The organism is Exiguobacterium sp. TDN 0502 (assembly GCF_050846835.1).
In the GTDB taxonomy this organism is placed as follows: Bacteria; Bacillota; Bacilli; order Exiguobacteriales; family Exiguobacteriaceae; genus Exiguobacterium_A.
In genome coordinates this window covers 12,392-34,349 of sequence record NZ_JBOZGJ010000002.1, presented here as the reverse complement: position 1 = coordinate 34,349, position 21,958 = coordinate 12,392, and the positions used below count along the sequence as shown (strand labels likewise).

General features: G+C 46.7%; 24 protein-coding genes. 20 read left to right on the top strand and 4 right to left on the bottom strand.

Annotated elements, in window-relative coordinates; translation table 11 throughout:
- Positions 1-44: 44 nt before the first annotated feature.
- The 6 genes from ACRPK8_RS03355 (at position 45) to nth (ending at position 4,509) form a co-directional block, all read left to right on the top strand.
- Positions 45-215: a YpmA family protein gene (locus ACRPK8_RS03355; RefSeq protein WP_012370646.1), complete on the top strand. Its 171-nt coding sequence runs from the start codon at positions 45-47 to the stop codon at positions 213-215.
- Positions 212-679, top strand: a complete 468-nt coding sequence (locus ACRPK8_RS03350; RefSeq protein ID WP_432236930.1) for a hypothetical protein — start codon at positions 212-214, stop codon at positions 677-679. The genes ACRPK8_RS03355 and ACRPK8_RS03350 overlap by 4 nt, the downstream gene beginning before the upstream one ends.
- A gap of 14 nt (positions 680-693) precedes the next feature.
- Entirely contained in the window at positions 694-1,875 is a 1,182-nt protein-coding gene (locus ACRPK8_RS03345; RefSeq protein ID WP_432236929.1) for a pyridoxal phosphate-dependent aminotransferase, read from the top strand.
- Positions 1,876-1,904: 29 nt separating this feature from the next.
- The gene (gene asnS / locus ACRPK8_RS03340) at positions 1,905-3,194 is read left to right on the top strand and encodes an asparagine--tRNA ligase (protein ID WP_432237134.1); all 1,290 of its coding nucleotides are present in this window, start codon (positions 1,905-1,907) and stop codon (positions 3,192-3,194) included.
- Positions 3,195-3,269: 75 nt separating this feature from the next.
- Positions 3,270-3,848, top strand: a complete 579-nt coding sequence (locus ACRPK8_RS03335) for a DnaD domain-containing protein (RefSeq protein ID WP_432236928.1) — start codon at positions 3,270-3,272, stop codon at positions 3,846-3,848.
- Between the two features lie 4 nt (positions 3,849-3,852).
- Positions 3,853-4,509: an endonuclease III gene (gene nth, locus ACRPK8_RS03330; RefSeq protein WP_023468615.1), complete on the top strand. Its 657-nt coding sequence runs from the start codon at positions 3,853-3,855 to the stop codon at positions 4,507-4,509.
- Between the two features lie 38 nt (positions 4,510-4,547).
- Here the strand turns inward: nth and ACRPK8_RS03325 are convergent, their stop codons facing one another.
- Both ACRPK8_RS03325 and ACRPK8_RS03320 read right to left on the bottom strand, forming a co-directional pair.
- Positions 4,548-5,462, bottom strand: coding sequence for a DUF3800 domain-containing protein (locus ACRPK8_RS03325; RefSeq protein WP_432236927.1), 915 nt, complete (start codon positions 5,460-5,462; stop codon positions 4,548-4,550).
- Between the two features lie 175 nt (positions 5,463-5,637).
- Positions 5,638-5,940 (bottom strand): DUF1798 family protein, encoded by a 303-nt coding sequence (locus tag ACRPK8_RS03320; protein ID WP_432236926.1) that lies wholly within the window; start codon positions 5,938-5,940, stop codon positions 5,638-5,640.
- Between the two features lie 74 nt (positions 5,941-6,014).
- On the opposite strand from ACRPK8_RS03320, the gene recU reads away from it, so the two are divergent.
- From recU to ACRPK8_RS03285, 7 genes are all read left to right on the top strand, one after another.
- Complete coding sequence (gene recU, locus ACRPK8_RS03315; RefSeq protein WP_432237133.1) at positions 6,015-6,644, top strand: Holliday junction resolvase RecU; 630 nt, start codon at positions 6,015-6,017, stop codon at positions 6,642-6,644.
- A gap of 16 nt (positions 6,645-6,660) precedes the next feature.
- On the top strand, positions 6,661-9,294 hold the full coding sequence (locus ACRPK8_RS03310; protein ID WP_432236925.1) for a PBP1A family penicillin-binding protein: 2,634 nt from the start codon (positions 6,661-6,663) through the stop codon (positions 9,292-9,294).
- A 97-nt stretch (positions 9,295-9,391) separates the two neighbouring features.
- A complete protein-coding gene (locus ACRPK8_RS03305; protein ID WP_432236924.1) occupies positions 9,392-11,656 on the top strand; it encodes a DEAD/DEAH box helicase in 2,265 nt (754 codons plus the stop codon).
- Between the two features lie 17 nt (positions 11,657-11,673).
- Entirely contained in the window at positions 11,674-12,855 is a 1,182-nt protein-coding gene (locus tag ACRPK8_RS03300) for a ribonuclease H-like domain-containing protein (RefSeq protein WP_432236923.1), read from the top strand.
- On the top strand, positions 12,852-13,412 hold the full coding sequence (locus ACRPK8_RS03295) for an SLOG family protein (RefSeq protein ID WP_432236922.1): 561 nt from the start codon (positions 12,852-12,854) through the stop codon (positions 13,410-13,412). Before ACRPK8_RS03300 ends, ACRPK8_RS03295 begins: the two co-directional genes overlap by 4 nt.
- Positions 13,413-13,417: 5 nt before the next feature.
- Positions 13,418-13,732, top strand: coding sequence for a cell division regulator GpsB (gene gpsB, locus ACRPK8_RS03290; protein WP_432236921.1), 315 nt, complete (start codon positions 13,418-13,420; stop codon positions 13,730-13,732).
- 131 nt (positions 13,733-13,863) lie between these two features.
- Complete coding sequence (locus ACRPK8_RS03285) at positions 13,864-14,421, top strand: nuclease-related domain-containing protein (RefSeq protein ID WP_432236920.1); 558 nt, start codon at positions 13,864-13,866, stop codon at positions 14,419-14,421.
- Positions 14,422-14,473: 52 nt separating this feature from the next.
- Here ACRPK8_RS03285 and ACRPK8_RS03280 read toward each other — a convergent pair whose 3' ends face one another.
- Together ACRPK8_RS03280 and ACRPK8_RS03275 are read right to left on the bottom strand one after the other, a co-directional pair.
- On the bottom strand, positions 14,474-14,791 hold the full coding sequence (locus ACRPK8_RS03280; RefSeq protein ID WP_432236919.1) for a hypothetical protein: 318 nt from the start codon (positions 14,789-14,791) through the stop codon (positions 14,474-14,476).
- A gap of 32 nt (positions 14,792-14,823) precedes the next feature.
- Positions 14,824-16,398 carry an FAD-dependent monooxygenase gene (locus tag ACRPK8_RS03275; RefSeq protein WP_432236918.1) on the bottom strand — a complete coding sequence of 525 codons (1,575 nt, stop codon included), beginning with the start codon at positions 16,396-16,398 and terminating at the stop codon, positions 14,824-14,826.
- A gap of 88 nt (positions 16,399-16,486) precedes the next feature.
- Between ACRPK8_RS03275 and yvfG the strand changes: the two genes are divergently transcribed.
- The 7 genes from yvfG (at position 16,487) to ACRPK8_RS03240 (ending at position 21,904) form a co-directional block, all read left to right on the top strand.
- A complete protein-coding gene (gene yvfG / locus ACRPK8_RS03270; RefSeq protein ID WP_432236917.1) occupies positions 16,487-16,708 on the top strand; it encodes a protein YvfG in 222 nt (73 codons plus the stop codon).
- Positions 16,705-17,316: an NUDIX hydrolase gene (locus ACRPK8_RS03265; protein WP_432236916.1), complete on the top strand. Its 612-nt coding sequence runs from the start codon at positions 16,705-16,707 to the stop codon at positions 17,314-17,316. The genes yvfG and ACRPK8_RS03265 overlap by 4 nt, the downstream gene beginning before the upstream one ends.
- A 60-nt stretch (positions 17,317-17,376) precedes the next feature.
- Positions 17,377-17,586, top strand: coding sequence for a hypothetical protein (locus ACRPK8_RS03260; RefSeq protein ID WP_432236915.1), 210 nt, complete (start codon positions 17,377-17,379; stop codon positions 17,584-17,586).
- 347 nt (positions 17,587-17,933) lie between these two features.
- Positions 17,934-18,605 (top strand): 3D domain-containing protein, encoded by a 672-nt coding sequence (locus ACRPK8_RS03255; RefSeq protein WP_432236914.1) that lies wholly within the window; start codon positions 17,934-17,936, stop codon positions 18,603-18,605.
- A gap of 178 nt (positions 18,606-18,783) precedes the next feature.
- On the top strand, positions 18,784-19,515 hold the full coding sequence (locus ACRPK8_RS03250) for an ABC transporter ATP-binding protein (protein ID WP_432236913.1): 732 nt from the start codon (positions 18,784-18,786) through the stop codon (positions 19,513-19,515).
- Positions 19,512-21,029: an ABC transporter permease/substrate-binding protein gene (locus ACRPK8_RS03245; RefSeq protein ID WP_432236912.1), complete on the top strand. Its 1,518-nt coding sequence runs from the start codon at positions 19,512-19,514 to the stop codon at positions 21,027-21,029. Before ACRPK8_RS03250 ends, ACRPK8_RS03245 begins: the two co-directional genes overlap by 4 nt.
- Positions 21,026-21,904 carry a diacylglycerol/lipid kinase family protein gene (locus ACRPK8_RS03240; RefSeq protein WP_432236911.1) on the top strand — a complete coding sequence of 293 codons (879 nt, stop codon included), beginning with the start codon at positions 21,026-21,028 and terminating at the stop codon, positions 21,902-21,904. The genes ACRPK8_RS03245 and ACRPK8_RS03240 overlap by 4 nt, the downstream gene beginning before the upstream one ends.
- The last annotated feature ends 54 nt before the right edge of the window (positions 21,905-21,958 follow it).

Below are 21,958 nucleotides of genomic sequence, written 5' to 3'. Positions count from 1 at the left end.
TATCGCATTATAATAGATAAAGAAAAATGAGGGAGGACTTACAGATGGATTCAAAAATCGAAACACTTGCGACCGTCAAAGTGAACCGCCATGACGATACGTATAAAATCGTCGACTTGTTGAACCGGACGCTGAAAACAGAAGATTTAATGTTCGGTCTTGCTCTCGATGAAAAAGATAAGGAGCAGATGGTCTTCACCATCTACCGTACATGAAGTGGAAAATCACGCTCGGTCTGCTGAGTGCACTTCTCATCTTGGCTGTGCTTGGCACCGCCGTTTATCAGGTGACGATCGCTGAAGCAAAAGACCGGGAACAGAACGTCGCGGAGCAAGCAGAGGCGCGTCTGAAAAAAGAACTCAAACCGACGGACGTCCGGTTCGAAACTGTCTTTAACGGGAAACGTCAATATGTCGTTTTTACGATGAAACAGAGCGGGCAGGCGGTACGGGCGTTCGTTCCGAAAAAAGGAACGATCGAGACACGACCGGTCGCTGATGGCATTGCCATCAAAACGGTCATCGCGGATCATCCGGAACTCGGAGACATCGTGTCTGCTAAGTACGGTTTTGAGGACCGTGCCGTCATCGAGATCGTTTCAAAGACGAAGACAGGCTATGATTATTCGTATTACACGTATCAAGAAGGTTCTTTCATCAAACGATTACGAATCAAGTAAAGGGAGTGGGCCACATGTTATCGAAACGCGTACGACAATTGACACCGTCTACGACGCTAGCCATCACAGCGAAAGCCAAGGCACTGCGTGAAGAAGGTCAAGACATCATCGGTTTAGGTGCGGGAGAGCCTGATTTCAATACACCGGAATTCATCATCCAAGCGGCATTTGAAGCAGCAGAAGCAGGCGATACGAAATACACACCGTCAGGCGGAACCGTTGCCTTGAAGGATGCGATCATTGAAAAAACACGCCGTGACTTATGGATGCCATACGAACGCTCGGAAGTCATGGTTGCTTCAGGAGCAAAACATGCACTTTCGACGTTGTTCCAAGCGATTCTCGACCCAGGCGATGAAGTCATCGTCCCTGCCCCTTACTGGGTCAGTTACCCGGAACAAATTAAACTCAGTGACGGCGTACCGGTCATTTTAGAGACGGATGAATCGTCTCGCTTCAAAGTGACACGGGAATTGCTCGAGCAACATATCACACCAAAGACGAAAGCACTCGTCTTGAATTCACCATCGAATCCGACAGGAATGGTCTATTCGAAAGAAGAGCTCGAGATGGTAGCAGATGTCGCAATCAAGCACGATCTGCTCGTCATCAGTGACGAGATTTATGAGAAATTGCTCTACAATGGTGCGACACATATCTCGATCGCGTCCTTGCCAGAAATGCGCGAACGGACGGTCATCATCAACGGGGTCTCGAAATCGCATGCGATGACAGGCTGGCGAATCGGGTATGCAATCGGACCAAAAGAAATTATCTCAGCGATGACGAACTTAGCGAGCCATTCGACGTCGAATCCGACATCGATTGCGCAAGCAGCATCGGTTGCGGCGTACGAAGAAGGTGATGCACCAGTCGAAGCGATGCGTGTCATCTTCGAAGAACGTCTTGAAAAAATTTACGAACGCCTCGTTGAGATCAAAGGATTGACGTGTCTGAAGCCTGAAGGTGCATTCTACTTGTTCCCACATGCAAAGCAGGCTGCTGAGATGTGTGGATTCGACAATGTCGATGACTGGTGTACAGCTGTTTTATCGGAAGCGAAAGTCGCCTTGATTCCGGGTTCAGGATTCGGGGCACCGGACTATGTCCGTTTATCTTACGCGACAGATCCGGCACGTGTCCTAGAGGCACTCGACCGGATTGAAGGATTCATCACGGCGCATACGGCCGTTTAATAGAGAGAGGATGTTGACTGTTGAAAGCAATGATTCGGGATGTAAACAAATATGTAGGAGAAGAAGTGACGATTGGGTGTTGGTTAGCGAACAAACGCTCAAGCGGTAAAATCGCCTTCCTTCAACTGCGAGATGGCTCTGGTTTCATGCAGGGTGTCGTCGTCAAAGAAACGGTCGGTGAAGACTTGTTCAAGCAAGCAAAAGGCTTAACGCAGGAATCATCACTTTGGGTGACAGGTGTCATCAAATCTGATGGCGGTCGGACAGCAATCGGTCATGAAATGGAAATTTCAAAGATTGAACTTATCCATGAAGCAGTTGATTATCCGATTACACCAAAAGCACACGGAACGGACTTCTTGATGGATAACCGTCACCTTTGGTTACGTTCAAAGCGTCAGCATGCAGTCATGGTCGTTCGGAACGAATTGATTCGTGCAACGTACGAATTCTTCAACCAAGAAGGATTCATCAAGGTCGATCCGCCAATCTTGACCGGTAGCGCACCAGAAGGAACAACAGAATTGTTCCACACGAAATATTTCGATGAAGATGCGTACCTGTCACAATCCGGTCAGCTTTACATGGAAGCAGCAGCAATGGCACTTGGAAAGGTCTTCTCGTTCGGCCCGACGTTCCGTGCTGAAAAATCAAAAACACGTCGTCACTTGATCGAATTCTGGATGATGGAGCCGGAGATGGCATTCCACGATCACGAGATGAACCTCGAAGTCCAAGAAAACTATGTTTCGCACCTCGTGCAGTCGGCACTGAAGAACTGCCGCGCTGAACTTGAATTACTTGGGCGTGACTTAACGGTCCTTGAAAACATTAAAGCACCGTTCCCACGTGTCAAGTACACGGAAGCAATCGACATGCTCAAAGAACAAGGGTTCGACGATATCGAATTCGGCGATGATTTTGGTGCCCCACACGAGACAGCGATCGCAAACAGCTTCGCACGTCCTGTCTTCATCACGCACTGGCCAAAAGCAATCAAACCGTTCTACATGAAGGAAGATCCGGAAAACCCAGACTTCGTCTTATGTGATGATTTGATTGCGCCTGAAGGATACGGGGAAATCGTCGGTGGTTCACAACGTGAGGAAGATCATGAAAAACTGCTCGCTGAGATGAAGAAACATGGTCTTGACGAGACAGGTGCCTACAAATGGTATCTCGAAACACGTCAATATGGATCTGTTCCGCACAGTGGCTTTGGTCTTGGTTTAGAGCGGACAGTCGCTTGGATCACAGGCGTCGAGCACGTTCGGGAAACGATTCCGTTCCCACGTCTGCTGAACCGTCTCTATCCATAAGCAGCAAAGAAAAACATCGACCCATCGTCTCGACGGGTCGATTTCTTGTTTAGACTAGAGAATCGAGGAAATACGATGAATCATAATTTAATTCAATTATTCGAAGAGGGGACGGTCGTCTTACCGAAGCGGTTGTTTACGGAGGCAAAACGTCTGGGCATTAGCTTCGTCGAGTTCACGTTAATTGGTCAACTGTTCGCTTGTCGGGCGGAAGGGATGGAAATGCCGTCTCCGGAAGAGTTGAGTAACCGACTCGGACTGTCAGAGACGGAAACGATTGAGACGACACTAGGTCTACTGCAAAAAGGACTGCTTGCGATGGAGAACGTCAGTGGCTCAGAGCGTTATTCACTGGTTCCGCTTTACGAAAAACTGATGGCACCACCGGAACAGGAAGCACCGAATTTTGATACGATCAACCCGTCCGTTTTCCAACAATTCGAACGGGAACTCGGCATGATGTCACCGTTTCAAATGGAGCAGATCATCCAGTGGCTGACGATCGAGAATATTTCGGAAGAACTGGTGCTCGCTGCACTGCGAGAAGCGGTCTATCATAATGTCCGTAAGATGACCTATATCAATCAAATTCTGCGAACGTGGGAACGTGAAGGCATCAAGACGCTTGAGGATCTCGCGGCGCGGGGAGGTTAAGAAGATGTTACGGAAGGCAGAAATCGATCGGATTGAAGCGACGTTAGAAGAGATGTTTCCGGATGCCTTTTGTGAGCTGATCCATCGGAATCCATTCGAACTGGTCGTCGCCGTTGCACTGAGTGCACAAGCGACCGACGTGCTCGTCAATCAGGTGACACCTGGATTGTTCGCGGCGTATCCGGATCCCGCTTCGCTCGCTGCAGCACCCGTCGAGGAAATTGAGGATAAAATCAAACGACTTGGATTGTACCGGAACAAAGCAAAAAACATCAAGGCACTGGCGGCACAACTTCTTGCGCAACATGACGGTGAAGTCCCGACGGAACGAGCCGGACTAGAGGCACTGCCAGGCGTCGGACGCAAGACGGCAAACGTCGTCTTATCTGTCGCCTTTGACGTTCCGGCATTTGCGGTCGATACGCACGTTGAACGCGTCTCAAAGCGCCTCGGGATCTGTCGCTGGAAAGATAACGTCACACAGGTCGAGGCAACACTCATGCGACGATTCAAACGCGAGCGTTGGTCAAAACTGCATCATCAATTCATCTTCTTCGGACGGTATCACTGTAAGGCACAACGTCCGAACTGTGAAGCGTGCCCATTACTCGACATGTGTCGAGAGGGGAAAAAGCGGACAAAAGGTTTAGCGACACCATAAAAAAGTGGACCCCGTAAGGGATCCACTTTTTTATGTCATTACCCATTCCAGGGAGTGTCTGACCACTCACGACGCTTTTTCGTGATCGGTACCTTCTTGAAACCCCAGTTTCGGAAATCTTGGTCCGGGCTATCGCGACGAATGTAAATCTTATCTTTGATGGCCTTAAAAATCCGGTTTTCGTCCCCATAATGGACAAACCGTGGTTTTACCTCAATGACACCACGACGAACGCGGGATAAAGGTAAGCAGACCAAATCGGCAATCTCAAGACCAGATTGGTAGAGGTCGCTGTCTTTTTCAGCAAAGATGAAGCCTTTGATTTTTTGACGACTTTTTTCGACGTCGAGATGGACCGTTCCTGAATTGAAGATATCGAAGAAAGCCTTTTGAATCAGCAAGTTCTGATAATCGTCACGACTTTCAAGGACGACGCGTGCACTCGTCGCTTCTGTTTCATCAAGGAAGGAATAGAATGACTTCATCAGATGGGCGAAGGCCACGACATACGGATCCTTCGGTGTCGAGAAGAAGTCTTGAAGCTTCTGTTTATCGACTTCGACGCTGACAATCGTGCAGTCGATGTCAACTAAAAATTCAGGTAAGGCGACCCAAAAGTGACGTAGCATATCAATCGTGATCCCGTCTTCTTTCCCATATGGATGTTCGGCTTTTAAAATCTCTTTTAAGTGAAGCGGGATGTGTGGATCCTCAAAGACTTTTGCCTTGAAATCCATCAAACGTTGACGAAGCGGACTCGGTTCACCCGTCTCATCCGAATCGATGGCATATTTATATTCCATCAAGACACCCGTTAAGTTAAATTGTGTATTCCCTTTCGGTGTTCCCGTCTCGTCGACGAACATGATGTATTTCTTCGGGGCAGGGCTTGAGTTCTTAGGAAATCCTTTGACATCAACGCCTTTGACGTTCAATTGTACCCGTTTGTTCAAATGAATCTCCTCCAATTGCACGATAATTACACAGTCTTTTAAAAAGAAATGCTCTTGATGCCACTTTACACGCTAGGCGGCTGAAAAGCTATAGCCCGACAAGTGGAAACTTAGAAACATTTCCTCATATGATAAGATGTTCGACTCAAGGAAGATAATTCCTGTTTTTTAATTGTTATTCTTCACCGTTCATTAATCGATCAATATAACGAACGGATTTAATCGTTTCATTAAAACGTTTCAGGCTTGTTTTCGGTTGAAAGGCTTGGACAGAAATCTGCTTCAGTTGATCAACGGCACTTTCAACCATGTTCGGTCGTAAGTAAGGACTATCTTGGGCATTCATTTGCCACTCAGCTATCAATTGATCGGCCCGTTCAACGAACGGCACGACATCTCGATTGAAGTCATATTCGGTTCCGGCACGTCCTGCTTGATAGATACGTTCAATCTCTTGTAATAACGGTTCAATTGTCATTGGTTTTTAACTACTCCTCTCGGCCGATACGGTACAATCACATATCATGGTACAATAAACGCGATAGGAGGGGAATCGTTTTGAATTACCCGAATGGGAAAAAATTTCAAAAGCCACTCGAGTCGCATGGTGATCAAATCAAGAAGGCACGTTCGACTGCTTCGACGTTTTCGAACCGAGGCATGACACTGGAAAAACTATTGAATGAAAGTAATACGTTTTACTTGACGCATAATCGGGCAATCATTCACAAGAAACCCACTCCGTTACAAATCGTTCAAGTGGATTATCCGAAACGGTCTGCTGCCGTTGTTAAGGAGGCGTATTTCAAACAACCGTCAACGACGGACTATAATGGCGTCTATCGTGGAAAGTATATTGATTTTGAAGCAAAGGAAACGACGAACAAGACGTCCTTTCCCATAAAAAACTTTCACCCCCATCAAATCGCACACATGCGTCAATGTGTCGAACATGGAGGAATTTGTTTTGTCATCATTCGATTCAGTCTGTATAATGTGCAATATGTGCTTTCCGTCGAGCATGTGTTCCCCTGGTGGGATCAGCTAGAAAGCGGTCGGAAATCGATTCCGCTTTCGGCAATCGAACAAGACGGGATAAAAGTCGAGACTGGCGCGTACCCTGCCATTGATTATTTACAGGCAGTGGACGAACTATATTTCAATTCAGACATTATTGGTTGAAGGAGAAGGATAGCATATGGAAAGAAGTCGTGTCGCACGTCGAGAAGAGACGAAGTCATCTGAAAAAAAGAGTAAACGGGCAAAACGTCCTCAAAAGAAAACATCGGGTGGCGGTTCCGGTGGAAAAGGTCCACTCTGGAAAAAGTTATTATTGATTGCTACCGGATTATTCATCCTGATGATGTTGATTGGCGGCGGCTTTGCCGCTTATGCGATTGCTACGGCACCAGAACTGGATGAGGCTGAACTTCGTGATGCATTACCGTTAAAGATTTATGCAAGTAATAAGGAAGAAATTACGAAAGGCGGAACGAGTCGCGAGTATGTGTCGATCGATGAAGTGCCGGAAGTCGTCAAAGATGCGTTCATCTCGATTGAGGACCGTCGCTTTTATCAGCACAACGGCATCGATTTCCGTCGCCTTGGTGGTGCCATCATCGCCAACGTCACCGATGGATTCGGATCCGAAGGGGCTTCAACAATCACGCAACAGGTCGTCAAACAGTCATTCCTCAGTTTTGACAAGACGATTACCCGAAAAGTACAAGAGCAATGGCTCGCAATTCGGTTAGAGCAGGATTACACGAAAGACCAGATTTTAGAAATGTACTTGAACAAAAACTATTATGGTCAAAATGCCTTTGGAATTCAGACGGCTTCGAAAGCCTATTTCAATAAACCCGTCGATAAGTTGAATTATGCCGAAGCAGCGATGCTTGCTGGACTCCCACAACGTCCGACAGCCTACGATCCGATTAAAGGGGATCCGAAATTGACGAAATGGCGTCAGACACAAGTCCTCAATGCGATGCAGACGACGGGTGTCATTTCAGAGGCTCAGCGGGATAAGGCAGTAAAACAACCGATTTCAAAATTAATCAACCCGGCACCGAAGTCGACGAAGGACGAGTCGTATGACAATGTCATCTTCGATATGGTGACGAAAGAACTTGAAGATGATTTCGGACTAGACGGGAAAGATATTTACGGGCAAGGGTTAAAGATCTATACGTCGATTGATAAACCGATGCATGATTATATGAATGAAGCAATTAAAAAAGATCAAATCGTGAATTTGCCGGAATATGCAGAAACCGCTGCAACAGCGATCAATACCCAGACCGGTGAGGTGCTTGCCATCGTCGACGGAAAAAATCCTGGGAAAGGTACGTCACGCCGAAACTACGCTAATGAACCGCATCAACCGGGTTCTTCTGCAAAACCGTTCTTCGCGTATGGTCCAGCAATCGAAAACGATAAATGGTCAACAGCGAAACAGTTGACGGATAAACCGATTGAAGTCAATGGAAAAGAAATTGGAAACTATTACGACGGATACCGTGGAACGAACACGATTCGCCATTGGTTGAAGATTTCAGCAAATACACCAGCCATTCAAACGTTCCAAGAAATTGGTGGGGATGCAGTCGAAGCGTTCGCTGCAAAATCTGGCTTGAAAATGAAAGACGATGAGTCGATTTCGCCAGCTTATGCCATCGGTGGCATGAAGCATGGTTTTAACACGACACAAATGGCCGGTGCGTATGCGACGCTTGGTAACGGGGGCGATTATATTAAGCCACACGTCATCAAATCGATCGAGTACAGTGACGGCTCAAAAATCAAATCACCAGTCAAATCGAAAAAAGCGATGGAAGACTATACAGCTTACATGTTGACGGATATGTTACGTGACGTCTTAAAACCAGGCGGTACATTCCCAAGTGCTGGCTTATCGTTTGATGCAGCCGGTAAGACCGGGACGACGAACTCGTATAAAGACGTTTGGTTTGCCGGATATACATCTGATGTATCAATCAGTGTCTGGACGGGAACGACAAAATCCGGAAACAACAATGGTTCTGGACTGAGCGGTCCGTATAATAGCACGATGGCACAGCAAATCTGGAAAGACTTCATTACGAAAACACGAGATCGTACACCAGCGCCGTTCGAACAGCCAAGTTCTGTTCTTAGCATCGGCAATGAACTGTACGTGAAAGGGACGAAGGAACCTGTCGTTGAAAAAAAGACAGTACCCGCTCCGACTGGATTACAAGCATCTTACGATGAGGACACAAAGAGCGGTGAATTGACGTGGAACTACAATGACGCTGCGCTTCGTGCCAATGGTTATGACAATGTTTCATTCGAGGTCTCAATGACGGACGCTGATGGAAAAACGTCTAAAGTCGGGACGAGTACGACGAATCGGATTGGTATCAGCGGTCTAAAACCAGGACGATCAACGTTCCAGGTCATCGCGAAAGCATCCGGTGAGGAATCTGGACCAGTCACGACGACAGTGACCGTCGCAGATCCTGAGGAAGAAAAACCGACAACGGATGAACCGACGACGGACGAACCGACGACGGATGAACCGACAACGGATGAGCCGACAACGGATGAACCGACGACGGATGAGCCGACGACGGATGAGCCGACGACGGATGAGCCGACGACGGACGAACCGACAACGGATGAGCCGACGACGGACGAACCAACGACGGACGAACCAGCAACAGATACACCGAATTCAAATGATGGAGCGAACGCTCAAAACAATTCAAACGGTTCAACAGAGCGAAATAACAATTCCAATTCAAACAATGGCCGTGGAAATGATTCTACGGATACTACAACCCCATAAGTGACATTTGCAAAGATAGACAAGACCAAAGACGAGTAGATCGTTCTTTGGTCTTGCCTCTTTTTTTGTATAATGAAGGATGGAAGGGAGTGAAGCCATGCAAGCGAAGCAGACGCTCGTTGCGTTTCTCGAAGAACTAAAACAAGACCGCTCCTTTATGGAACGGATTACGTATATGAAAACAATGGAAGCGACAGCGGGGCGCTATGTTGATTTTCCAGAACGATTACCCGAAAAATTACGGCAAGCCTTACGAACACGCGGTATTACGCAGCTCTATCGTCACCAGGGATTGGCGTTTGAGCGTGTTCAAGCTGGCGAGTCGACAGTCATCGTTACCCCGACCGCTTCAGGAAAGACCTATTGCTTTAATTTGCCGGTCTTGTCACATCTCTTGCAGCATCCGACTGCTCGGGCATTGTACCTTTACCCGACAAAAGCGCTCGCGCAAGATCAAAATAGTGAATTGCTTGAAATGATCGACCAGCTCGAAGCACCGATTCGATGTTTTACCTATGATGGTGATACATCTCCGACGGTTCGGACGAAAGTACGAAAGGCGGGAAATATCGTCATTACGAATCCGGATATGTTACATTCCGGTATTTTGCCGCATCATACGAAATGGATTGAACTATTCGAGAATTTGAAGTATATCGTCATTGATGAGTTACACACGTACCGAGGAGTGTTTGGCAGCCACGTTGCCAACGTCATTCGGCGCTTACGTCGAATTTGCCGGTATTATGGAAGTGATCCCGTTTTCATCATGACGAGTGCAACGATTGCCAATCCCCAGGAGCTGGCGGAACGATTAACGGAAAAAACAGTCGGTCTGATTGATGAGAATGGTGCACCGACAGGACGTAAACATTTTCTAGTCTATCAACCGCCGATCGTCAACGCACAGCTCGGCATTCGACGTTCGGCGACGCTTGAGACGAAGCAATTAGCGATGCGATTCATCAAGAAAAAGTTTCAAACGATCGTCTTTGCCCGTTCCCGTGTCCGGGTCGAAGTGTTATTGACCTATTTGCGAAGCATCTATCCGCATGAACTTGGTCCACGATCCATCGAGGGATATCGGGGAGGCTATTTGCCGAGTGAACGACGTGATATTGAACGGCGGTTACGCCAAGGCGAGATCACAGGAATCGTCTCGACGAATGCGCTCGAACTAGGGGTCGACATCGGACAACTTCAAGTCTGTATCATGAACGGGTACCCGGGAACAATTGCTTCCCTTTGGCAACAGGCAGGGCGGGCAGGACGCCGTCAAGACGATGCCTTAATCATCCTTGTTGCTTCTTCCGGGATGCTCGATCAATACGTTGCCGAACGACCGGAGTTATTTTTGAATCAATCCCCGGAGGCGGCTCGACTCGATCCAGATAATCTGATCATAGCCGTCGATCACGTCAAATGTGCTGCGTTCGAGTTACCTTTCTCAAAAGGAGAATCATTCGGGACGCTTGAAACAGAAGATATTTTAGAATATCTCGTCGAAGAACGTGTCTTACATGAACGAGGCGAACGCTATTACTGGATGAATGACGCATTTCCGGCACATGGGATATCGCTTCGTTCGAGCGATCAAGAGAATGTCATCATCGTCGATCAGACAGAGGTACCGAATCGTGTCATCGGTGAGATGGATACGTTCAGTGCGATGACGTTGTTACATGACGAGGCCATCTATCTTCACGGAGCGGATCAATATCAAGTCGAGCATTTGGATTTTGAAGAGAAAAAAGCGTTCGTGCGTGCGGTGGACGTCGATTATTATACGGATGCTAATTTTTCAGTTGATCTCTCCGTGCTCGAAGAAGATGAACGATATGCTGAAGGCGAATATAGTGTGGCTCGTGGAGACGTGAGTGTGCGGGGGATGGCGACGATGTTCAAGAAAATTAAGTTTGGCACCCATGAAAACATCGGCTCTGGTCCAATTCATCTGCCGGAACGGGAAATTCATACGACGGGAGTATGGTTTACATTACCGGATCACGCCCGATCCTCGACGGAGCTTGAACAAGTGTTAGAAGGCGTCGCAAATAGCCTGCGGCGTGTCGCCCCACTGTACTTGATGTGTGATGCCAGTGATGTTTTCGTCGTACCGCAAGTCAAGGCGACACATACACAACAGCCGACCGTTTATCTGTATGACCGGTATCCGGGGGGCGTCGGACTAGCACAATCCATCTACAAACAACGCGGTGTCATGTTGCGTGCTGCCCGCGATTCAATCGTGACATGCCCGTGCCAGGATGGTTGTCCGGCATGTATCGGCATGGTCGGAGTAGCAGATGAAAAAGAACGAACGATTCAGTTGTTATCAGAAATGGAGAAGGGGTTATCATGAAAAATCGTCTGAGACGAATGCTGAAATCTACATCGGATGTCCCGGAAAGTCAGACGCCTATTGCGTCAGAAACGGAAACACCGAAGACACCAATCGGATGGACGGAAGAACAACAAGCCTGGATTGATCGGGGAGCTGACATCTTAACATTCGAAGAAGAATGGATCGTTCGAATCGATAAACGGTATACCCTTACGGACCGGCATGGAGACCGGAGTTTTGCCGAAGTCTATGAATCACTCCAGTTACCTCATCCACCACTTGCCCTCGATGTTCCATTAGAACAAGTCATCTTTTTTGATACCGAGACAACAGGGTTGCGTGGCACCGGAACGACGATTTTCTTACTCGGATTCGCCCGCTTCGAACAGGGCGGTTTACTGATGCGGCAATATTTTTTGCCGCATCCGCACTTTGAAGCTGCCTTTTATCATCACTTTCTACACGATATCGGAGAGGATGTCCGGTTCGTGACCTATAATGGGAAAAGTTTTGATTGGCCGCAAATCAAGACACGGCATGTCTTTGTCCGTGAACGTGTGCCCCGCTTGCCGAAAGTCGGTCATCTGGATCTTCTGCATGTCGCGCGGCGGATTTTTAAAGGGATGTATGACTCGTATCGCTTGACGGCGATGGAAGAGCGAATCGGATTTGAGCGGGAAGGGGACTTACCTGGATTTTTAGCACCGATGCATTATTTTCAGTATGTCGAACACCAACATCCCGATATCATGACGGGCGTCTTGCAACATCACCTTGATGACTGTTTAACACTCGTCGGACTTTACGATGCATGCAACCGCCTCGTCACGCATCGGGCGGAGGCACCTTCACCGATCCAAGAGAACATCGCGATTTGGTTAGCCGATCTTGGAATCCATGAAGGATCTCATGCCCATTTTCAACAGGTTAAAGACTTATCGGCTGAAGGATGGCTGCGCCAAGGATATTTGCATAAAAAAATGAACAATCACGAACAAGCTCGGGATTGTTTCTTAAAGAGCGACAGTTACTTGGGTTATATCGAACTTGCGAAATGGGCGGAGCACATTGCAAAAGACCCGGTGCTTGCTTATGATTATACTGAACAAGCACGACAGCAAGTCGAGCGTCATCATTGGTTAATCACGAAAAAAGAACGAATTTTAGCAGAGATTGATCATCGAGAACGCCGGTTGAAAAGGAAGTGTGAGTCGTGAAAGTTATCGCCGTCACGGGATACAAGCCGAATGAATTAGGCATCTTTGATCAAAAACATCCAGGTATTCGCGTCCTAAAGGCAGCATATCGGGAACGGATGATTCGCTTGATTGAAGATCGAGGAACAGAATGGTTCATCACGAGTGCGTCACCCGGTTGTGAACTCTGGGCGTGCGAAGTCATTCTTGAGCTGAAAGAAGAATATCCTGACATCCGGCTAGGAATTCTCTTACCCTTTTTAGAGCAGGAAGCACGTTGGAAAGAACCGGTTCAAGCACAGTATCTGTCGATTCTTGAACAAGCCGACTTCGTCGAGGCCATCAGCCAGAAACCCTATACGGATCCATCCCAGTTGCGTAATAAAACCGAGTTCATGATTCAAAAAAGCCAAGGGTTGTTATCGGTTTTTGATGAAGAACACGGAGGATCCGCGAAATTTTTAGTAGAGCGTGCTAGAATGGAAATGGAACAATCCGATTACCAATTGTTTTTAATCACACAAGATGATTTGTCTTGGCTCGAACAAGAATTACAATACAATGATCAGTGGGAGTGAAGAGGATGTATAAGCCATTGTTGACAGCGGACGATATTTACAAAAAGGAATTCAAAACCGGCCTTCGTGGCTATGTCATCGAGGATGTCGACGGATACTTGGATCAAATCATTAAAGATTATGAAGGATTCGAACGTGAAATCGAACGTCTGAAGAAAGAAAATGAGGCGTTGAAACAAGCATCGGCTCAACCAGAGCGACGGGAAGAGCGTCGCGTCGAACAAGCGGAGCCGCAAGTCTCTAGTTCATCGAACTATGATATGCTTCGTCGTATTTCGAACTTGGAGAAAGCCGTTTTCGGACGTCCTCATCAAGATTGATACGGTAAAAGACATTTCTGACCCAGTTGCAGAAATGTCTTTTTTGATTCCCTTCTTTTTGAAAGAATCGTCATCTGGAGGAAAAGGGTGTTAAGATAATCAATAATACATACTACAAAGGATGATGATTCATGCTCCAAGTCATGACAAGCCCTGTAAAAGAGACACCCCGCCGTCGACTGTTCGCAGGAAAACAGGTGCAGCCAACGAATGGATATGAGACAGAAGCACTCTGTAATGAAATCCGTCACGTGTGTCGTTTTGATTGGATGTTGTTCGAACGTATTCGTCTTACCGGCGAAACAATGATTCCGTATGCGCTGATTGGTCCGAAAGGTCTTTTTCTTATTTTCCGAAATGAGTTGGATGTGGAGTGGATGACAGAGGAGTCCTGTCAGGTCGTAGCTTCTGGTCACGGACGCCGCTCTCACGTACCACATCCGATTGATCAAGCGAAACGAACGGTACAAGTTGTCCGAAAAGCATTAAAACAACAAGGTCTGACGCTGCCCATTCATTCGATCGTCCTCTTTCCTAAAGCGCAGCGTATGCGAACGGAACGGATAAAGTTTCCAATTGGCGATTCCTATCAAGATGTTCGGACATTCGTCGTCTCAAAAAAATCTTCTCCTGTTCGTGAACGTGAACGAAAGCAAGTCGCGTTTTACCTAGCACAACATCAAACATGAGCAAAAGGCAGCGAGTAGTGTACTCACTGCCTTTTGATCATGTTTCATAGGCTCAACGTCTAGAGCGCGTTGCCAAAATATCTTCAGCTTGTTCCCGATCTTCTCTCAAGACGTAGACGGCAACACGGTCATCTAATTCTTTGCTGAAACGGCGGAATAAAAAAGATGTTTTAATGCCACGTTCGACCCGGATTTCAAGATGTGCTGCTTCAAGATGTGATGCGTCCTTCAATAAATCCTCTCCTTTGTCCCCGAATGCTTCTCCAAGCAAGGACCATCGAAGATTTTCTCTCGTCCGCTTTATGACGATGATGAGAAAAGCGATGATCAATAGAATGATCAAGCCTGTTCGAACTGTTTGGATATCCATAGCTGTCTTCACCTCATACCTATCATACCGATTTACCGCGCATAAAGTAAACGTTCAACGTAACGGGCGAATGATTTACTTTTTAATCCTTGTTGGCGGTAAGCGATATAGCCATCTGGTCGAATCAGGTAAAGACCGGATTGTTTGATCCCAAAACGACGAGCCAATTCTCCGCCTTGGTCAACGACACCGTCTTCTTTTAGCGACTGATGAATCGGAACGGTTTCGAAAAGATCCGGATACGTATAGGCGAGTTCCTTAAAAGGTTCAAGTAAGGTGTCCGTTGCTCCTTTAGGCAGGAACAACAATAATAGAAAGTTCCGGTCTGCACGACGTAATAACAATTCATTCTTTTTCGTTCGTGGATGGACGACTTCACTATATGGCATCGGCTCACCCGGTTTAGGGGTCAGCGGACTGAAATGTCCTTGCGTAACGAATGTCGGACTGGTCGGATAATGGCTGTTGAGCTGCGCGATCCGATTCGTTACAAAATGGTGTAACGGTGCGATTTTAAGGCTATTTCGAATGACTTTTTCCTGTAATGGTAAGAGGAAGGGAATGTTGAGTTGCAAAAGTTCCGTCGCAAGATTCGTCGAACGTAAAATACCTTGCGCCGCTTCCCGCCGTTCAACACTGTAGGAATCAAGCAAAGGAAAACTAGCTTTGAATTGATGGACACACCATAACTTCCAAGCGAGATTCATTGCATCAGCAATTCCTGTATTCATGCCTTGACCGCCGACTGGTGAATTGATGTGTGCTGCGTCACCAATCAAATAAATCCGGTGATGACCAAACTTTTCGATGATTCGGTTATGGACACGGAACATGGAATACCAATGGACCTTCTTAAGGTGAAACGGGACTTTGGCTCGGTTCTTTAGGAAATCGTCGATTGCATTATGATCCGTTGGAACCGGACCATTCGTTAAATTACCAGTAATCCGGAACAGGTTCGATTGCAGTGGGAACGATTCGATGACCCCGTTATCAGAGAAAAAGATATGCACTTCTTCTGAGGACAAGGGCCAGTCGACTTCGATATCCGCGAGCGCCCAGGATTCCTTAAAGGATTTTCCGCTAAACGGAAGACCAAGTTCCTTGCGAACGAAGCTATTCGCACCATCTGCTCCGATGATGAACGAAGCATCCACGATTTCCGTTTCTCCCTTATGTTGCAAAGAGGCTGTGACGAATGTCGGGAACTGTGCAAATCCAGTCAATTCCGTCTCCCGTTCAACCGTATGACCGTGTGCGGCGAGTTGTGCCTCAAGAATGCGCTCCGTTTCACTTTGCGGCAGGAGCGTAACGAATGGAAAAGGTGTATTCAAATCAGTAAAATCGAGTTTTGCCTGCCACGCCCCGTTCACATAAAGGTTACCCTGATTGATCTTAATGGCATTCTCCATCAAGTCTTCCGCTACGCCGAGGCGTGCAAACAGTTCAAGTGAGCGGGCTTGAATACCGATTGCTTTTGAGACGACAGATGGACCGCTCGCTCGTTCGATGATGCGAAAGGATAGTCCATAGCGCGAGAGTGCGAGTGCGAGTGTCAAGCCGGTTGGCCCGGCGCCGATAATGAGAACATCTAATTTTTTCTTCACGGACAACCCCCCTTAATTTACATCTTAGCCAAAACTCGTTACCATTAAACTATCGACGACACGCTGGACGTGTGAAAGGATGAAACCTGTGAACGAACAACTTTTTACGACGGAACGATTGATTGCCAACTTCAAGGAATACATTCGTCAAAATGAGGCACACCTCTCAAAGCGGCATGCACTGAACGCCTATTATAAAACTGTAGCAGGTTCGATTTTATCGGATCGCATCGCAAAAAATGCTGACCTGATTGTACGGATGCGTCATTTGGAAGAGGCATATCATCATGTTGCACAAGAAGGGCGATGACACGTGTGAATTTAGCGGATATCCGACAGCGATATAGCAATTCTGAAGAGCGATTACCGCGTCACGCGGCAGCAGTGCTCGTACCGTTAGTCGAACAGGACGGAGAAGTCTATTTATTATTTCAAGTACGAGCGAAGACATTACGGTCTCAACCGGGTGAAATCGCGTTTCCGGGAGGTCGCATTGATGGTGGTGAAACGCCAAAGGCGGCGGCTGTGCGTGAGACGATCGAAGAATTGAATGTCACCTCTTCCGATATCGAACTTATCGGAACGCTCGATCCGCTCGTAACGCCTAATCGTTCCATTATCTATCCATACCTGGGGATTTTGCATACGACGGACTTTGAACCGTCTGTTGCAGAAGTCGATCACGTCTTTTTTGTTGCTTTACGAGAATTAATGGATTCTTCCCCCATTAAAGGAGATATGGAATGGCGCATTCGCCCGGGAAAAGAAGTGCCGACGGATCGAATGGCAAACCGAGAAGCATATCTTGACCGAACCTATACGGTCACGGAACACTTTTATGAGCATGGTGATTATCTGATCTGGGGATTAACAGCAAAAATCCTGCGTCAGTTCTTATCCCAACTGACGCGCGACTAGCTTTTTCGGTAGTTATTTTATATGATTGAATGTAATTGAACGTGTCAGGAGATGAGTCAGATGGAAGAAACAGAAGAATTATTCGATTATATCGTGGGCGATATGGTCAAAACAAAAGAAGGCTGGGTAGCGGAAGTGACTGCCGTATTAACGAATACGGTCGTTGGCGACGTTTCCCATACGAAAAACTTTGAAGCGCTTGGCTTGGAGTTTGAAAAACAAGTGTTATTAAAGTCAGAAATCGAATTGTTGGAACGAAAATCAAAATAACGTAAGAAAAGCACATCGGTCTAACCGGTGTGCTTTTATGTTCATTCAGTGCGGTGCATAAGGATAAGTGGATTGGGAATAAAAACAATGTCTGAACAGTGAAAGAAACTGAAAACACCGAAAACATATATTTATTACAAAAGAGTAACAAAAGAATAAACGTAACAGAATGGTTACAAAAACTGAAACCGTTGCGCCCCAACGGATGAGAGCGTTTTATGTAAGCGTGTAACCATTTCGTTACTTTTTGACAGATATATTTCAATTGATGGTGTTCGCTTTTCAAACGGATACGCCCCGTGCTACGTTGTCCGGGTCGTAAAACGGCAAGAAAGGTTGGCAACATCATGAAACGAACTTCATTCTTATTATCCCTTTGTCTAACGGGATTCATATTTATGCTGATGCCGCATCACGAAGCATCTGCGGCACAGATTGGTATCGGAACAGAAAAAACGATTGTCCAAAATCCGCTCGAGATGAAACGCCAGGCGATTCAGTTGAAACGGAAGCAAGCACAAGAAAAGAAGCAGGCTCGCTTACGCGCAGAAGCTCTACAACGTGCGAAAAAAGAAGCAGCACAAGAAGCACGTTTACAAGCAAAAGCTGAGAAATTAGCAAAAGCAAAAGCTGAAGCAAAAAAGAACGAACGTCAAACGACAGAGAAAACGCAATCTGTAAAACAGGCAAGTCGGTCGTCAAAACGAGTGGAAACATTTGAAACGACGGCATACACGACGAATCCTGAAAATAACGGCAGTCAATTGTATAATGGTCGTGCGTTGACAGCATCCGGATATGATGTCACGAACACGATTACATACGAAGGTCGGCGGATCGTCGCTGTAGACCCATCTGTCGTACCACTTGGAACGAAGCTTCACGTGGAAGGATTCGGAGATGCGATCGCCCTGGATACCGGGGGTGCCATCCGCGGTAAGATCATGGATCTGTTAGTAGGATCGAAACAAGAAGCACTGGAGTGGGGACGTCGCCAGGTGACGGTGACGTTCGAGTGACAATAGTCGTATAACTAAGTGAAGTACCTGAGAGCGCTGGATGGAAATCCAGCGTTTTTTTGTTTTAACGCATTTTTGAATTAGAAAAACAGGGGAAGGATTTGGATGAAAAGGTTTTAGAATGAACGATAAAGGGGAATTTTACAAAGATAATAAAAGGGGAAACGAGGGATGTCGTGTGATTGAATTCAAAGATGTTGGCAAGACCTATGAAGATGGAACGCAGGCGGTACAACATGTCAACTTCACAGTGGAACAAGGCGAGATATTCTGCCTGATTGGACCTTCTGGGTGCGGGAAAACGACGACGATGAAGATGGTCAACCGGCTGATCGATCATACAGAGGGTCAAATCTGGATTGATGGAGAACCGATCATGTCGATCAATGAACATGAGCTGCGCCGACGGATTGGTTACGTCCTCCAACAAATTGCTCTTTTTCCACATATGACGATTGAGGAAAATGTCAGTGTCGTACCAGAACTGTTGAAGTGGGATAAGGCAAAAGTATCAAAACGGGTTGATGAACTGTTCCGCTTGACCGGCTTGAACGCCTCGCTGAAGAAAAAATATCCGAGTGAACTATCGGGTGGGCAACAACAGCGCGTCGGCGTCATGCGTGCTCTTGCCGCTGAACAGGATGTCATCTTGATGGATGAGCCCTTTTCAGCCTTGGATCCAATTTCTCGCGAACAGTTACAAAATGACTTGTTACACTTGAATGAAGAACTGGGAAAGACGATACTGTTCGTTACTCACGATATGAATGAAGCCTTAAAGCTCGGAAGTCGAATCTGTCTCATGAATGATGGTGAGATCGCGTTTATCGGGACGAAGGAGGAAGTACTCGCGAGCGAAGATGCGTTCGTACAAGAATTCATGCGTCAAGTAAGGGGGAGTATTGAATGAATGGATTGATTGAGACATATCAAGATCGAAAAAGTGAATTGCTACAAGCTTTGATTGAACATATTCAACTATCGGTCATTTCCTTACTGATTGCATGTGCCATCGCGATTCCGCTCGGCATTTATTTATCAAGAAATAAACGACTGAGTGAATGGTCCATCGGCGTGACATCCGTCATCCAAACGATTCCTTCCCTTGCCTTACTCGGTTTGATGATTCCACTCGTCGGAATTGGAACCCTTCCTTCGATTATCGCTCTCGTCCTGTATTCATTGTTGCCAATCGTCCGTAATACGTACACGGGTCTTGCGGAAGTCGATCCATCCATCAAGGAAGCGGCGCGTGCCTGCGGGATGACACCGATGCAGAGTTTATGGAAAGTGGAGTTGCCGCTTGCTTTACCAGTCATGATGGCCGGGATTCGAACCGCAATGGTCTTAATCATCGGTACGGCAACGATTGCCGCCTTGATTGGGGCAGGCGGACTGGGGTCGATCATCCTTCTTGGTATCGATCGTAATGATAACTATTTACTCCTGCTAGGAGCGATTCCTGCTGCGTTGCTTGCCCTATTGTTTGACGGTCTATTGCGTCAAACAGAAGTGGCGACACGTAAGCGGCAAACAGCACGTCTCGTTACAGCAATCGTCCTGATGGTGACCATCGTTGCGGCACCATTCGCATTCGGACGAACGGAACGACCAGATCTCGTTGTAGCCGGAAAACTCGGTGTCGAACCCGAGATTCTGATGAATATGTATAAAATCGTCATTGAAGACGAAACGGATTTAAATGTTCAAGTCAAACCGAATTTTGGCAAAACGACATTCGTTTATAAAGCATTACAATCGGGAGATATCGATGCCTATCCAGAGTTCACAGGAACCGTCCTTGCAAGTTTGACGAATGAAAAACCGAAGTCAAACGATGCGAAGGAAGTGTATGAGCAAGCCAAGACAGGACTTGAGAAACAAGACCTAGCACTATTACCTCCAATGAATTACAACAACACATATGCTGTTGCCGTACCGCGTAAGTTGGCCGAGCGATATGATTTACAGACGATTTCTGATTTAAAGCAGGTTGCGAATCAATTGACTGCTGGTTTTACACTTGAATTCAAGGATCGTCAGGATGGATATAAAGGCATTCAAGATAAATACGGCGTCAATTTCCAAAAGGTTGTTACGATGGAACCGAAGTTACGCTACAAAGCCATTGAATCGGGTGAAATCGATGTCATTGATGCCTATTCGACGGATCCTGAAATTGCAAAATACGATATGGTCGTGCTGAAGGATGACCAGCAACTGTTTCCACCTTATGAAGGAGCACCACTGCTTCGTCAAGAAACAATCGACGAGTACCCAGAAGTAAAACAAGCCTTGGAACAATTAGCGGGTAAAATCTCCGATGAAGAGATGTCGAAAATGAATGAAGAGGTCGCATATGGTGGAAAGACAGCAAATGAAGTTGCGCAAGATTACTTGAAGAAAGAAGGCATCATTCAATGAAACTTCTACTCATCAGTAACCCGACTGCCGGAACGAATGGTACTGGTCTACTCGGAGAAGTCATTGAACCGTTAAGTTCCCGATTTGATGAAATCGTCATCAAGAACACAAAACAGGCTGGGGATGCCATGGCGTTTGCCGAAGCCTCCTCGTCCTTTGATGCAGTCGTCGTCATCGGCGGAGATGGAACCGTCTTTGAGACGATCAATGGCATCGCGAAACTCGAACAACGCCCTATCCTTGGAATCATTCCTGGTGGTACATGTAATGATTTCGCGAGAACCCTTGGACTACCGATGGCACCGAGACTGGCAGCAGAAGCGATTGCGATGCAACAGGTCGTCCACGTCGATTTGGGCCAAGTCGAAGATAGTTACTTTTTAAACTTTCTTGGTGTCGGTCTTATCGCCGAAGCGTCGATTGGGATTGATACGGAAGAAAAGGCGCGTCTCGGAAAGATGGGATACTACCTTTCGACGATTCGATCCAGTCTGGAAACCAAACCATTCGAATATGAATTGATACTAGAGGAAGGACGGCACATGACAGGTGAAGCTGTCTTGATTCTCGCAGCAAATGGTGAATCCCTTGGCGGCATCGAGACCAATTTATCAGACGGTGCCTACAATGACGGAAAGCTTGATCTTGTAATCGTTGATGAAGTGAATCTGACGACGATTCGCGATGTCATTCTTCAGAAAATCGGGTTAGCGAACGAACCATCGTTTACGCACATCTTGACAAGTGGCTTTCAACTAAAGACGAAAGAAGCAAAGGTGCTCGACACCGATGGGGAAAAAGCGATTCATACACCGGTCACTGTCAAAGTACTGCCTGAATATCTTCGCATGTATAGTGGGATGTCAAAAGTCTGAAAATCATGAAGTGAGAACATCGTTGTGATGCGATGTTCTCTTTTTTTATCCTTC

What these genes read in the sequence shown, in the direction of transcription:
- ACRPK8_RS03355 (WP_012370646.1), top strand. Translation starts at nt 45, where the DNA reads ATGGATTCAAAAATCGAAACACTTGCGACCGTCAAAGTGAACCGCCAT.
- ACRPK8_RS03350 (WP_432236930.1), top strand. Translation starts at nt 212, where the DNA reads ATGAAGTGGAAAATCACGCTCGGTCTGCTGAGTGCACTTCTCATCTTG.
- ACRPK8_RS03345 (WP_432236929.1), top strand. Translation starts at nt 694, where the DNA reads ATGTTATCGAAACGCGTACGACAATTGACACCGTCTACGACGCTAGCC.
- asnS (WP_432237134.1), top strand. Translation starts at nt 1,905, where the DNA reads ATGATTCGGGATGTAAACAAATATGTAGGAGAAGAAGTGACGATTGGG.
- ACRPK8_RS03335 (WP_432236928.1), top strand. Translation starts at nt 3,270, where the DNA reads ATGAATCATAATTTAATTCAATTATTCGAAGAGGGGACGGTCGTCTTA.
- nth (WP_023468615.1), top strand. Translation starts at nt 3,853, where the DNA reads ATGTTACGGAAGGCAGAAATCGATCGGATTGAAGCGACGTTAGAAGAG.
- ACRPK8_RS03320 (WP_432236926.1), bottom strand. Translation starts at nt 5,940, where the DNA reads ATGACAATTGAACCGTTATTACAAGAGATTGAACGTATCTATCAAGCA.
- ACRPK8_RS03310 (WP_432236925.1), top strand. Translation starts at nt 6,661, where the DNA reads ATGGAAAGAAGTCGTGTCGCACGTCGAGAAGAGACGAAGTCATCTGAA.
- ACRPK8_RS03305 (WP_432236924.1), top strand. Translation starts at nt 9,392, where the DNA reads ATGCAAGCGAAGCAGACGCTCGTTGCGTTTCTCGAAGAACTAAAACAA.
- ACRPK8_RS03300 (WP_432236923.1), top strand. Translation starts at nt 11,674, where the DNA reads ATGCTGAAATCTACATCGGATGTCCCGGAAAGTCAGACGCCTATTGCG.
- gpsB (WP_432236921.1), top strand. Translation starts at nt 13,418, where the DNA reads ATGTATAAGCCATTGTTGACAGCGGACGATATTTACAAAAAGGAATTC.
- ACRPK8_RS03285 (WP_432236920.1), top strand. Translation starts at nt 13,864, where the DNA reads ATGCTCCAAGTCATGACAAGCCCTGTAAAAGAGACACCCCGCCGTCGA.
- ACRPK8_RS03280 (WP_432236919.1), bottom strand. Translation starts at nt 14,791, where the DNA reads ATGGATATCCAAACAGTTCGAACAGGCTTGATCATTCTATTGATCATC.
- ACRPK8_RS03265 (WP_432236916.1), top strand. Translation starts at nt 16,705, where the DNA reads ATGACACGTGTGAATTTAGCGGATATCCGACAGCGATATAGCAATTCT.
- ACRPK8_RS03260 (WP_432236915.1), top strand. Translation starts at nt 17,377, where the DNA reads ATGGAAGAAACAGAAGAATTATTCGATTATATCGTGGGCGATATGGTC.
- ACRPK8_RS03255 (WP_432236914.1), top strand. Translation starts at nt 17,934, where the DNA reads ATGAAACGAACTTCATTCTTATTATCCCTTTGTCTAACGGGATTCATA.
- ACRPK8_RS03245 (WP_432236912.1), top strand. Translation starts at nt 19,512, where the DNA reads ATGAATGGATTGATTGAGACATATCAAGATCGAAAAAGTGAATTGCTA.
- ACRPK8_RS03240 (WP_432236911.1), top strand. Translation starts at nt 21,026, where the DNA reads ATGAAACTTCTACTCATCAGTAACCCGACTGCCGGAACGAATGGTACT.